Source organism: Kribbella voronezhensis (assembly GCF_004365175.1).
Lineage (GTDB): Bacteria > Actinomycetota > Actinomycetes > Propionibacteriales > Kribbellaceae > Kribbella > Kribbella voronezhensis.
Map to the genome: position 1 here is coordinate 5,484,223 of NZ_SOCE01000001.1, position 11,895 is coordinate 5,496,117.

General features: G+C 68.2%; 15 protein-coding genes. 11 read left to right on the top strand and 4 right to left on the bottom strand.

What is annotated here, in order from left to right; all coding sequences use genetic code 11:
• Positions 1 to 67 precede the first annotated feature (67 nt).
• Both EV138_RS38415 and EV138_RS25670 read left to right on the top strand, forming a co-directional pair.
• Positions 68 to 202 (top strand): hypothetical protein, encoded by a 135-nt coding sequence (locus EV138_RS38415; protein WP_255513736.1) that lies wholly within the window; start codon positions 68 to 70, stop codon positions 200 to 202.
• A gap of 26 nt (positions 203 to 228) precedes the next feature.
• Positions 229 to 816, top strand: coding sequence for a histidine phosphatase family protein (locus EV138_RS25670; RefSeq protein WP_133981316.1), 588 nt, complete (start codon positions 229 to 231; stop codon positions 814 to 816).
• 432 nt (positions 817 to 1,248) lie between these two features.
• On the opposite strand, the gene EV138_RS25675 is transcribed toward EV138_RS25670, so the two are convergent.
• The gene (locus EV138_RS25675; RefSeq protein WP_133981317.1) at positions 1,249 to 1,815 is read right to left on the bottom strand and encodes a TetR/AcrR family transcriptional regulator; all 567 of its coding nucleotides are present in this window, start codon (positions 1,813 to 1,815) and stop codon (positions 1,249 to 1,251) included.
• Positions 1,816 to 1,904: 89 nt separating this feature from the next.
• On the opposite strand from EV138_RS25675, the gene EV138_RS25680 reads away from it, so the two are divergent.
• Positions 1,905 to 2,351: a DUF4267 domain-containing protein gene (locus EV138_RS25680; protein ID WP_133981318.1), complete on the top strand. Its 447-nt coding sequence runs from the start codon at positions 1,905 to 1,907 to the stop codon at positions 2,349 to 2,351.
• Between the two features lie 339 nt (positions 2,352 to 2,690).
• Here EV138_RS25680 and EV138_RS25685 read toward each other — a convergent pair whose 3' ends face one another.
• Together EV138_RS25685 and EV138_RS25690 are read right to left on the bottom strand one after the other, a co-directional pair.
• The gene (locus EV138_RS25685) at positions 2,691 to 3,476 is read right to left on the bottom strand and encodes a GNAT family N-acetyltransferase (protein WP_133981319.1); all 786 of its coding nucleotides are present in this window, start codon (positions 3,474 to 3,476) and stop codon (positions 2,691 to 2,693) included.
• A gap of 17 nt (positions 3,477 to 3,493) precedes the next feature.
• Entirely contained in the window at positions 3,494 to 4,330 is an 837-nt protein-coding gene (locus tag EV138_RS25690) for an NAD(P)H-binding protein (RefSeq protein ID WP_133981320.1), read from the bottom strand.
• An 85-nt stretch (positions 4,331 to 4,415) separates the two neighbouring features.
• On the opposite strand from EV138_RS25690, the gene EV138_RS25695 reads away from it, so the two are divergent.
• Positions 4,416 to 5,144, top strand: coding sequence for a helix-turn-helix domain-containing protein (locus EV138_RS25695; RefSeq protein ID WP_133981321.1), 729 nt, complete (start codon positions 4,416 to 4,418; stop codon positions 5,142 to 5,144).
• A 140-nt stretch (positions 5,145 to 5,284) separates the two neighbouring features.
• On the opposite strand, the gene EV138_RS25700 is transcribed toward EV138_RS25695, so the two are convergent.
• Positions 5,285 to 5,689: an NUDIX hydrolase gene (locus EV138_RS25700; RefSeq protein ID WP_112244085.1), complete on the bottom strand. Its 405-nt coding sequence runs from the start codon at positions 5,687 to 5,689 to the stop codon at positions 5,285 to 5,287.
• Positions 5,690 to 5,769: 80 nt separating this feature from the next.
• Here EV138_RS25700 and EV138_RS25705 point away from each other — a divergent pair, with 80 nt between their 5' ends.
• The 7 genes from EV138_RS25705 to EV138_RS25735 all read left to right on the top strand — a co-directional run bounded on the left by EV138_RS25705 (position 5,770) and on the right by EV138_RS25735 (position 11,895).
• Positions 5,770 to 6,651 (top strand): PHP domain-containing protein, encoded by an 882-nt coding sequence (locus EV138_RS25705; protein WP_133981322.1) that lies wholly within the window; start codon positions 5,770 to 5,772, stop codon positions 6,649 to 6,651.
• Positions 6,648 to 7,265, top strand: coding sequence for a MarC family protein (locus EV138_RS25710; protein ID WP_133981323.1), 618 nt, complete (start codon positions 6,648 to 6,650; stop codon positions 7,263 to 7,265). Before EV138_RS25705 ends, EV138_RS25710 begins: the two co-directional genes overlap by 4 nt.
• A gap of 25 nt (positions 7,266 to 7,290) precedes the next feature.
• Positions 7,291 to 8,187, top strand: coding sequence for a RecB family exonuclease (locus tag EV138_RS25715; protein WP_133981324.1), 897 nt, complete (start codon positions 7,291 to 7,293; stop codon positions 8,185 to 8,187).
• Positions 8,188 to 8,437: 250 nt separating this feature from the next.
• Positions 8,438 to 9,280 (top strand): alpha/beta fold hydrolase, encoded by an 843-nt coding sequence (locus EV138_RS25720; RefSeq protein ID WP_133981325.1) that lies wholly within the window; start codon positions 8,438 to 8,440, stop codon positions 9,278 to 9,280.
• On the top strand, positions 9,277 to 10,116 hold the full coding sequence (locus EV138_RS25725; RefSeq protein ID WP_133981326.1) for an alpha/beta fold hydrolase: 840 nt from the start codon (positions 9,277 to 9,279) through the stop codon (positions 10,114 to 10,116). The genes EV138_RS25720 and EV138_RS25725 overlap by 4 nt, the downstream gene beginning before the upstream one ends.
• 173 nt (positions 10,117 to 10,289) lie before the next feature.
• Positions 10,290 to 11,087 carry an ABC transporter permease gene (locus tag EV138_RS25730; RefSeq protein ID WP_133981327.1) on the top strand — a complete coding sequence of 266 codons (798 nt, stop codon included), beginning with the start codon at positions 10,290 to 10,292 and terminating at the stop codon, positions 11,085 to 11,087.
• Positions 11,080 to 11,895: an ABC transporter permease gene (locus tag EV138_RS25735; RefSeq protein WP_238158352.1), complete on the top strand. Its 816-nt coding sequence runs from the start codon at positions 11,080 to 11,082 to the stop codon at positions 11,893 to 11,895. Before EV138_RS25730 ends, EV138_RS25735 begins: the two co-directional genes overlap by 8 nt.

An 11,895-nucleotide genomic window follows, 5' to 3' on the forward strand; every position in this document is an offset into this window, starting at 1 on the left:
CGAGTCCTTCCGCGGTCTGTCCGACAGGCTCCCATCGCGAAAGTGGAAGCGCTTACACTTTTCGACCTTGCCCTGTCCGGACCGGATCGGTCAAGGCCTCGGCGGTATCCATCACGCTCTGTCGCAGCGCGGGATCGGTCTGAGCGTCGTCGAGAGCGGCTCGCTCTTCCGGCTCGCCGCAGCGGTCCGCTACGGGTCCTGAACTTGCTCGTCTGCAACCATGAACGCGTGACGACACACGGGCAATCAGCGGAACGGGAGGACCGGCTCTGGCTGGTCCGGCATGGCGAAACCGAATGGAGCAAGTCGGGACGGCACACGTCGACAACCGACCTGCCGCTCACCGAAGAAGGGGAGCGGATCGCCGCCTCGTTGAAGGAACGGCTGGCGGGCGAACAGTTCGACCTGGTCCTGACCAGCCCACGCCAACGCGCCCGGCGGACGGCGGAACTCGCCGGCTTCCCGGACGCCGAGGTCGACGACGACCTGGTCGAATGGAACTACGGCGACTACGAAGGCATCACCACCGCGGAGATCCGCAAGACCGTTCCCGGCTGGACCGTCTGGGCGAACCCCGTACCCAACGGCGAAACCCCAGCCGAAGTCGCCACCCGCCTCGACCGGGTCAACGCCCGCATCGCCGCCGTCGACGGCGACGTCCTAGTCTTCGGCCACTCCCACGCCCTCCGCGCTTTAACGGCGCGCTGGCTGGAACTGGACGTCACCGAAGGCCGCCACTTCGTCCTCAACACAGCCACGGTCTCAGTCCTAGGCTGGGAACGAGGCTCCCCCGTAATCCACCACTGGAACAGCTAGCACAACCCCACCCACACAGCTGCTACGTCACTGCTCCCCACCCCAGCTACTGGCTCCTACGTCGCCCTCCGCTGCCTCGCTCGAGGACCTGCTCCCACCCTCGCCGACCCCGCCCACGCCGGTTCCTACGTCGCCGCTCCCCGCCCCCTGCGAGCTCGCGTGCTGACTCCGCCCACGCGGCTCCTCCGTCGCATTCAGTTGCCTCGCACAACGCGTGCCCCGGTCGATCGACTGAGTCGACCACCGTCGTTGCTACCGGGCGCCGGAGTGGTCAGCTCCGAGCGGCAGGCGTTCGTCGGGCATCCCTCGGCTGAGGCGCTACGAGAGCGGTCGTCCCCGGCGCCACCGCGGATGCGCGGTACTGGGTTTGCCTCGCCTACCGTGCATCGCGGCCGGTGGTGGGCGGGTACAGGAGTCGAGCCGCGGGTGCAGTCAGGGCGCTATCAGGTCGATCAGGAGGTCGATGCGTTCCTCGTGGTGGGTGGGGCGGAGGCGGTGGCCTTGGGTGAGGGTGGCGAGGCCGTGGAGGGAGCTCCAGAAGAGTTCGGTGAGGGCTTCGTGTTCTGCGCCGGCGAAGGGTTCGGTGGCCTGGTGGAAGGCGTCGAATGCGGCTCTCAAGGGTGCTGGGGTTTCGTTGGTGCCGAAGGTCAGGTCCGTGCGGCGGACGAACATCGCGTCGTACAGGGCCGGGTGGTCGGCGGCGAACCCGAGGTAGCTGCGGGCGATTCGTCGGAGTGCGTCGGGGGGAGACGCTGCGCCCGAGACGGCTTCGCGTAGTACGGCTGCCAGTTCTTCGAAGCCTTCCAGGGCGACCGTGGCGGCGATGGCGTCCATGTTCTTGAAGTGGCTGTAGAGGACGGGCTGGCTGTACTCCACCTTCTCGGCCAGCTTGCGGGTGGTGACCGCGTCCCAGCCCTCTGCCTCGGCCAGCTCTCGCGCCGCACCGACGATCAGCCGGCCGCGTTCGGCCCGTTCCCGGTCTTTCCGTGACTCCACCATGGTCTCGAATCTAGCAGCGCTAGACAATCTAGCGCTACTTCAGCTAGCGTTGATCGAAATACTAGCAACGCTAGAAATTGGAGCTGAAGATGTCCCTGCGTCGTTTCACCACAATCCTGACCGTCGCCCTCGCGCTCTTCCCGATGTCGTTCGGTCTGCAATACATCTTCGACGGGGCCGGTGCTGCGAGCGGTTTCGGGATCAACCCTTGGCCGACCGGCGTGGCGGCGGGCTACTTCCCTGTCAAGGGGGTCCGTGACGTGGCCCTCGGCGTGATCCTGCTGGTGCTGTTCGTCGCCGGCGAGCGACGCGCGACCGCGATCGCGATGGCGATCGCCACCCTCATCCCGATCGTCGACATGATCACTGTTCTCACTCACGGCGGCTCGGTCGCAACGGCCCTCGGCATCCACGGCCTGACGGCGGCCGTTGTCGCGATCGACGCCTACCTGCTGTTCCGCCTCAACCGGTCCGAAGCGGCACCGATCGCCCCGAAGCCCCAGACGTCACCCGCGAACGAGCACACACCTCGGTGAGCGGCCCCGCACTGAGCAGGCTGCTTGCGATGTTCCTACGGGAGCCGATAAGCCTGCTACTTCTCCCGAATGCTGCTCGTAGTGGTACTGGTGTTGCTTGTGGTCGGGTGTACGGACGTGGTCGCCTGCAAGCCGTGTGGGCCGCCGGTGGTGATGGATGTGAGTTCGGGTCCGAGGTCGACTCGGTGCGGGTGCCTTGCGTCCGATCAGATCAACGTTCTGAGCCTCAGACGTCCTAGCGGGAAAGGCTGCGACTGTGGCGAGCAGGTCGACCTGATCCCGCAGGCCGACGGGACGTTGGTCACCCGGCGAGACCTCGCCGGGTCCGCGTCGTCGCCGTCAGCCCGCTGACCACTCGTAAAGCTCGATCGTGCAGTACTCGCGGAAGCCGAGTCCGGCGTACACGGGACGTCCTGCCGAGGACGAGCCCAGTACGCCGTACGCGATGCCGGAGTCGCGGGCCTCGCACAACGCGGCGTGGGTGATGGCGGCGCCGATTCCGCGGCGGCGGGCTTCGGGGACGGTCATCACGAAGTAGACGCCCGCGACGCCGGCCGCGAGGAAGACGGTGGTCGTCGCGACCGGTTCACCGTCCAGCCAGCCGAGGTAGTGCCGCCAGGGGTCGCCGTAGCCTTCGCGCCGGTAGATCTCCGCCACCCAACGGGCCTCCTTCTCGCCCTCCCCGAAGCCGCGCGCCAACGTCGCCTGCCAGACACCGAGATCCGAGTCGTCCTCAACCCGAGTGATCCGTAGATCATCAAGCGGGCGGGGAGAAACCAGCTGGGTGAGCTCGACCGCCATCCCCGGCTCGCTTCCATCGGCCGTGAAGCCGGCCCTCACCAGCCGCTCGCCGAGATCCGCCGGTCGCATCGACGGCCCGACATGCCAGGTCCCGGGCACTCTGTGGGAGTTCATCAACCGCAGCGACTCGGTGATCGCCAAATCCGCTGTCTCAGTTGACAAGTCGGCCTCGACCACAGCGTTGTGATAGTCGAGCGGTGACCCACCGATACTCCACCGTACCCCGCCGGTCTCCCGCTGCTCGCCACCACCGACCGCGCCCATCCGCATCAACAGCTCAGCAGCGTTGCCCTCGATCGCCCGCACCACCTCAGCCGCATCCATCCAGCCAGTGTCACCGATCACGCGAAGGCGGCGCGATGGGTTTCCAGCCAGGCGCGGAAGGTGCCGGGTGGCCGGCCGAGCACTCGCTCGATGTCAGTGGTGAGGGTTTCGGCGCCCCCAGTGCGGATCAGTTCGGCGCCTCGAAGCGCCACTGTCACCACCGCCTCGTGAAAGCCCGCGGCGAGCATCTGCTCCTCGGCGATCGACGGCGGTACGTCGACCACGTCGACCTCGCGCCGTAGTACGGCGGACAGTCGCGCCGCCTGGTCGGAGACGCTGAGCAATTCGGGGCCCGTCAGCGTGAGCACCTCGCCGTCGTACGAGCCAAGCGGGAGCGTCTCGACGGCAACAGCCGCCACATCGCGGGGATCCACGAAGCCGTGTCGGCCGGAGCCGGTCAGATTGGGTACCGGCTGACCGGCCCGCACCGCCGACGCCCAGCGCAGCGCGTTCGAGGCAAACCCCGCAGGCCGCAGAATCGTCCACGCCAGTCCACTGTCGCGAACTGCCTGCTCACCGGCGACATGCCAACTTCCGGGCAACTTCTCGTCCGAGCCGCCGATCGCGGACAGCTTGACGATCTTCCGTACGCCGGCCGCGCTCGCCGCCCGCACCATCGCCCGGTCATGCTCCGGCACCCACGGCCCAGGGGCAGTGAGCAAGAACACCGATTCGACCCCGTCAACGGCTTCCGCCAACGACTCAGGCTTCTCCAAATCCCCTTGTACTACGGGAACCGGCAACCCGACAGCGCCCGGAGTACGTGTCATCGCACGGACCCTATTGCCGTGAGCAACCAATTGCCGGACTACTTCGCTACCGATGGTGCCACTCGCACCCGTGATCAAGAACATGGCGCCACTGTGGTCGACCAGAAGCCCCCAAGAATAGGAACTTTCGGTACTACGCAGGCCGCCGGCGACTGGCTACGCTCGGCAGATGACCCCATGGATCGAGGAGGTCGGCGTCCAGTACGACGACGGCTCCACCGCCGGCGACTCGCAGGTCCTCGTGCTCCCGCCGGATCCGGCCACCACGGTCGTCTGGCGGATGACAGCCGCGGGCGACTCCGACGTACTCGTGACCGGCCCGCGCACCAAGGCGTCGTACCAGGCGAAGAAGAAATTGCCGGCTTTGGTGCGATTGCGGATTCAGCCGGGGCGCGTGAGATCGCTGCTGGGCGTGGGCGGGGACGAGCTGGTCGATCGAGTGGTACCGCTGACCGAGCTGTGGGGGAGTGCAGCCACGTCGCTGGCCGCCGAGCTGACCGAGCATCGAGACGATCCCGACCGCGCAGTGGACCTGCTCGCACGGCAGCTGGCTGCGAAGGCGCCGGATCGGCAGGGTCGGTCGGGGCGCTCGGAGCTCGTCCTTGCGGCTATCGAGGAGTTGTCGGCGGGTGCCCGGGTCGCGCAGGCAGCCGGTCGTGCGGGTGTGAGCGAGCGGTACCTGCGCCGCGTGTTCATCGAGGCGGTGGGTCTCTCGCCGAAGCATTTCGCCCGGATCAACCGCGTGCGGAGCGTGCTCGGGCGAGCCGGCTCCTGGTCGAGGATCGCGACGGAGGCCGGGTACTTCGATCAGTCGCATCTCGTCGCCGAGTTCCGCAGCATCATGCGCGTGACGCCGGCAGCCTTCGCCGCCGGCCGCGTCCCGGTCACCACCTGCTGAACCCCAGCCGAGCAACCCGCTGAACCCAGCCAAGCAAACCGCTGAACCCCAGCCAAGCAACCCGCTCAACCCCCAGCCGAGCAACCTGCTAAACCCCCAGCCAGGCAACCCGCTCAACCCAATCCAGCAATCTGCGGGCCTCAGCCGGGGAGGGCGTTCCATTGGGCGAGGGTGGAGGCCAGGAGCGTGGTCGTAGGAAGGTTCTCGAATTCCTCCCGGCTGACGAACTTGGCGGCTGAGGCGTCGTCGCCCGCCGTCAGTACGCCGCCCACAGGGACCGCCTCGTAGTCGCGGATCACATAGAGGCGACCACCTGGAGCATCGCGTTCCACCTCGCCGACCAACGAACCGACCTCGACCGCGAGGCCGGTTTCCTCCGCGACTTCGCGGGTCAGCGCCGTCGAGTCGTCCTCGCCCGGCTCGACCCGCCCACCGGGCAGCGACCAGAGCCCGCGACCCGGCTCGTTGGCGCGCTGGACGAGCAGCAACCGGTGCTCGTCGTCGTACACGAGAGCCCCGACACACTCGACGCGGTCGCCATCCATGTGGAGAACCATAAGAGCAAGCGCCGGACACCGATAGCATCACTGCTGACAGTTGTCCAGAGAAAGGATCCCGATCGCTCGTGCGCATCGACCTGCACACCCATTCGAACCGCTCGGACGGCACCGATCCGGTCGACGTCCTGATCGCGCGTGCGAAGCGGGACGGCCTAGACGTGATCGCGCTCACCGATCACGACACGGCCGACGGCTGGGCCGAGGGTCGCCGGGCCGCGGAGGACCTCGCGGTCGGTTTCGTCCCCGGGATCGAGATCTCCTGCAAGCTCAACGGCATCAGCGTCCACCTCCTCGGGTACCTGCTGGATCCGTCATACGAGCCGCTGGCGCGCGAGCTCGCCACGGTCCGTGACGGGCGCACCGACCGGATTCCCTCGATCGTCGCCCGGATCAACGCACTCGGTGTGGACCTCACCGTCGACGAGGTGCTGGCCCAGGCAACCGGTACGCCGTCCGTCGGCCGGCCGCATGTCGCCGACGCGCTGGTTGCCAAGGGCACGGTCGCCGACCGCGGGGAGGCGTTCGACCGGTTCCTCGCCGACGGCCGTCCCGGGCACGTCTCGCACTACGCGATCGACCCGGGCCGCGCGATCGACCTCGTCCGCGAGGCCGGCGGTGTGCCGGTGATCGCGCATCCGTGGGGCAGGTCCAGTCACAAGGTGATCACCGAGGAGACGATCGCGCGATTCGTCACCGACCACGGTCTGGCCGGGATCGAGGTCGACCATCAGGACCACTCACCCGCGTCTCGGGTCGCCCTGCGCGCGATCGCGCAGAACCTGGGCATCATCTACACCGGCTCCAGCGACCACCACGGCGCCGGCAAGATCGACCACGAGCTGGGAGTGAACAGCACCGAGCCCGAGCAGTTCGAGGCGCTGCTCGAGGTCGCCAAGACGAACGCCGCGGCCGCCGACGCGACCGTGCCCGAGGCCTACCTGCCGTGAACAGCATCATCAACATCTCGTTGCTCAGCTCGGTCTTCGTCACGCTCTTCGTGATCATGGATCCACCCGGCACCGTGCCGGTCTTCATCTCACTGACGGCCGGCCAGTCGCGCGCGGTCCGGAAGAAGGCGGCCTGGCAGGCGGTCCTGGTCGCCTTCGGCGTGATCGTGGTGTTCGCCGCCTTCGGCCAGCAGATCCTGCAGCACCTGGGCATCACCTTGCCGGCGCTCCAATGCGCCGGCGGCCTGCTGCTTCTGCTGATCGCGTTGCAGCTGCTGACTGACACGGCCGAGGACCCGGTCCAGACGAAGAACGTCAACATCGCCTTCGTCCCCCTCGGGACGCCGTTGCTCGCGGGGCCGGGTGCGATCGTCGCCACCATGGTGTTCGTGCAGCGCGCCGACGGGAAGCTGGCCGACGTCGTCGCGATCTCGGTCGGCATCGTGCTGATCCACATCGTGATGTGGCTGACGCTGCGCTTCTCCGGCGTGATCATGCGGATCCTCGGCGAGAACGGCGTCCTGCTGGTCACCCGGATCGCCGGTCTGCTGCTGAGCGCGATCGCGGTCCAGCTGGTCGCCGACGCGGTCACCGACTTCATCCAGGCCGGCTGACGGCCGGCGGCATAGGGTCCGACCGATGAACGACATGCTGCCCGGGATGCCGACGAGGCTGTTCGTCGCGACGCCGACGAAGCTGCTCAACTTCGCCGACTGCAAGCGCAAGTACCGCTACACCTACCTCGAGACGCCACGCCCGCCGAAGGGCCCGCCCTGGGCGCACAACACGGTCGGCGCGATCGTCCACGAGGTGCTCGCCGAGTTCTGGCGCTGGCCCGCCTCCCGGCGTACGAGGGTGGAGGCGGTGAACAAGGTCCGGTCGAGCTGGCGGAACGAAGGCTTCCGCGATCTCGATCAGTCGGCCGTCTGGCGGGAGCGCTCCGCGGACATGGTCGCCACCTACCTGCACAACGCCGATCCGTACTTCGAGCCTCGCGGCGTCGAGCGGACCGTGTCGTTCACCACCGAGCGGGCGAGCCTGCGCGGCCGGGTGGACCGGATCGACGAGCGCCCGGCCCGGGACGGCAGCGGCGGCACCGAGCTCGCGATCGTCGACTACAAGACCGGACGCCGGCCGCTCACCAGCACAGATGCCAGGTCCTCGCTGGCGATGGCGCTGTACGTGCTCGGCGCGCGCCGGGTGCTGCACCGCCCGTGCACGCGGGTCGAGCTACATCACCTGCCGACGAACACGATCGCTGTCGCCGACCACGACGAGCAGTCACTGGCCCGACACCAGCGCCGCGCCGAGTCGATCGCGGACGACGCCGCCGCGGCCGAGGCGAAGTGGCGCGAGGGGCTGACTCCCGCGGAGGCCGACGAGCTCTTCCCGCCCGAGCCGTCCCCGCTGTGCGGCTGGTGCGACTTCGCCCGGATATGCCCGCAGGGCCGCCGAGTCGCCCCGCCCCGCGATCCCTGGGCAGCCCTCGACGAAACCGACGGCATCCCCGCCCCGGACATCGCCGAAGCCGGCTGACCGAACTGCGCCGGACCTCGCCGAAGCCGGCTGACGGAACTGCGCCGGACCTCGCCGAAGCCGGTTGACGGAACTGCGCCGGACCTCGCCGAAGCCGGTTGCCGGAACCGCGCTGGCACGATCGAGGCCGGCTGACGGAGCATCGCTGGCACGATCCGGGTCGGCTGACGTCCTGCGTGTCAGCGGCGTGTGCGTGGCGTGCCAGCGAGGGACGTGAAGGTTAGGTCACTGGAAAAGAAAGGTGACCGTCATGACCACGAAGACCCTTCGCCTGGTGTCTGTGCCCGGAGCCACGCTGCATTGCGAAGTCAGTGGCAGCGGCCCGGTCCTCCTGCTCATCTCCGGCGGGGGCACCGACGCGGCGGCGTACGACGGGATCGTGCCGCAGCTCGCCGAGCAGTACACCGTGGTCACCTACGATCCACGCGGGAACTCGCGGAGTCCGTTCACCGGCGCACCCGAGGACGAGCAGGTCGATCGGGCCGCCGAGGACGCGCTGGCCGTCCTGGACGCGGTGGCGCCCGGCGTACCGGCGTACGTGTTCGGCAGTAGTTCCGGAGCGATCACGGGGATGGAACTGCTCGTCCGGCACCCGGACCGGGTGCGATTGCTGGTCGCCCACGAGCCGCCGGCGGTCGAGCTGCTGCCGGATCCGACCGACCCGCGAGAGTTCTTCCTCGAGGTGTACGACACCTATCGGCGCGAGGGCCGGGCGGCGGCCGACCAGTTGTTCCTCGGCGGGATCGGCATCGACGACGACCAGCTACCGCCCCTGGCCGAGCTGCCGGCGGAGTTCCGCGAGGTGATGGAGCGGATGGACGCCAACAGTGACGTGTTCTACGAGCACAAGTTGCTGCCGTTCATCAGCTACCGCCCGGATGTCGCGGCGCTGGTCGCCCTCGAGGACAAGTTCGTACCGGCCGTCGGCAGCGAGTCGTCGAAGGTCCTCCCGGCCGAGCCGATCCTGGCGCTGTCGGAGCGACTCGGCTGGTCCGTGGTCGCTTTCCCTGGTGGTCACGGGGGCTACACCAGTGACCCGTTCGAGTTCGCCACCCTGCTGCAGCGGGTGCTGGCCGGAAAGGTTGCGCGATGACCGCGAAGACGCTGAACAAGCTGGCCGTGCCCGGCGCGACCCTGCACTACGAGGTGACCGGTTCCGGGCCGATGCTGTTGCTGATCGCCGACGGCGGGACCGACTCGGGTGCGTTCGACAGCATCGTCGAACCGCTCGCCACGCAGTACACAGTGGTCGCCTACGACCCGCGCGGGAACTCCCGCAGCCCGTACGCCGGGAGGCCGGCCGATGACCAGGTCGAGCTCTCGTCGGCGGATGCGCTGACCCTGATCGATCTGCTCTCGCCCGACGCTCCGGCTTTCGTCTTCGGCACCGGCACGGGCGCGATCACCGGGATGGACCTGATCAGCAGGTATCCGCAGCGGGTCCGGATGCTCGTGGCGCACGAGCCGCCGGCCGTCGAACTGCTCGCGGAGGCTGAGCACGCGCGGGCGTTCTTCGCCGACGTCTACGGCACCTACCAGCGGGAAGGCGCGCCGATGGCGCAGTTGCTCTATGCCGGTGGGACCGGTCTGGACGAGGACGACCTGCCCGCGCCGGAGGACCTGCGCCCGGAATTCCGCGAGTTGCTGGACCGGACCGAAGCCAACGCCGGCACCTTCTTCGCGCACAAGTTGTTGCCGTTCACCCGGTATCGGCCGGATCTCGTTGCGCTGAAGGCGGTTGCCGACAAGGTGGTCCCGGCCGCCGGTGTGGACGCGGCCAGGCATCTTCCGGCTCAGCCGGTGGTCGTGCTCTCCGACGTCATCGGCTGGCCGGTCGTCAGCTTCCCCGGCGGGCACAACGGGTACGCGAGCCACCCGGGTCGCTTCGCCACCCTGCTGGCCCAGGTGCTGGAGGCGGAGCTCACCTAAACGAGTTGACGCCCGCCAGCGCACCGGCGTACCGTCACTCTCCTTCCCTTGACAACGGCGTGTTCTGCATGCCGCCACAGTGGTGTCCGAACCCCCGGGTCCTGACGGATCCGGGGTAGTTCTGCGTGCCGCTGACGCCGGATACCACCCAGAGAAACCAGAGGAGGTACGGCGTGGGGGTGTACTGGGCGATCGCGGTGCGATCGTTCCGGCGGTTCTCGACCTATCGGATCGCCACCCTGTCCGGTGCGTTCACCAATACCGTTTTCGGCTTCATCTTCTGCGGTGTCTATCTGACGCTGTGGCACATCTCGCCCGGGCTCGGCGGATACGACCAGTCCGACGCGCTCACGTTCGTCTGGCTCCAGCAGGGGCTGCTGGCGCCGATCGGGATCTTCGGCGCGACCACCACGGTCGAGCTCGGCGAGCGGGTCCGGACCGGTGAGATCGCGGTCGACCTGTATCGGCCGACGGATCTGATGGTCTGGTGGCTCTCGGTCGATGCGGGCCGGGCCTGGTTCCAGTTGGTGACCCGCGGTGGGGTTCCGCTGCTGGTCGGCGCGCTCGTGTTCGACCTGACCTTTCCGACCTCGGCGGTGCAGTGGCTGGCGGTCGCGGTCACGCTGGCGTTCGGCATCCTGATCAGCTTCGCGATCCGGTACATGGTCGCGCTGTCGGGCTTCTGGATCACCGACTCGCGCGGGCTGGAGAGCCTCGCGATGGTGCTGTCGTTGTTCTTCTCCGGCACGATCCTGCCGCTGGTCGTCTTCCCCGGCTGGATCGGCGAGGTGGCCCGGGCGACGCCCTGGGCGGCGACGTTGCAGGTGCCGATCGATGTCTGGCTGGGGCGCAATCCGGGCGGGATCACGTCCGCGCTGATGTTCCAGCTGTTCTGGATCGTCGTCCTGGTGCTGGCCGGCCGGCTGGCGACGATGCTCGCGACCCGGAAGGTGGTGGTCGCCGGTGGTTGAGTTGCTGCGCCGCGCGCCCGCGCAGTACTGGATGCTGGTGACGATGTGGATCCGGTCGTCGCTGGCCTACCCGGCGTCGTTCGTGCTGATGCTGATCGCCCAGGCGCTGATCACCGGCACCGACTTCATCGCGATCCTGCTGATGTTCAGCCATCTCAAGGCTTTCGGCGGCTTCAGCCTGGCCGAGATGGCGCTGCTCTACGGCACGGCGTCGATGACGCTCGGTGTGGCTGACCTCTTCACCGGCTCGGTGGAGCGGATCGGGCAGCGGATCCGCGCCGGTGATCTCGACGTCTGGCTGGTCCGGCCGGTACCGGCCTTCCTGCAGGCGGTCAGCGACAACTTCGCGCTCCGCAGGCTGGGGCGTCCGATCCAGGCGCTGATCGTGATGGTGGTTGCCCTCAGCAACTTGCAGGTCGACTGGACGGCCGCCAAGGTGATGCTGCTGGTGGTATCCCTGATCAGTGGGGCGATCATCTTCGGCGCGATCTTCGTCCTGGGAGCCGCGTTCCAGTTCATCTCGATCGACGCGGCCGAGGTGACGAACTCCTTCACCTACGGCGGGCAGTTCCTGACCCAGTACCCGCTGTCGATCTTCGGCAAGAACATCGTCCGGGCCGTCACGTTCGTCGTACCGCTTGCCTTCGTCAACTACTACCCGGTCCTCTATGTGCTGGACAAGCCGGCCCCGCTCGGGCTGGCGGGCTGGACCGGCCTGCTCGCGCCGGCCGTCGCGGTCGTCATGGTCGCGCTGGCGGCACTCGCCTGGCGCGGTGGTCTTCGTCGCTATCGAAGTTCTGGGAGCTGA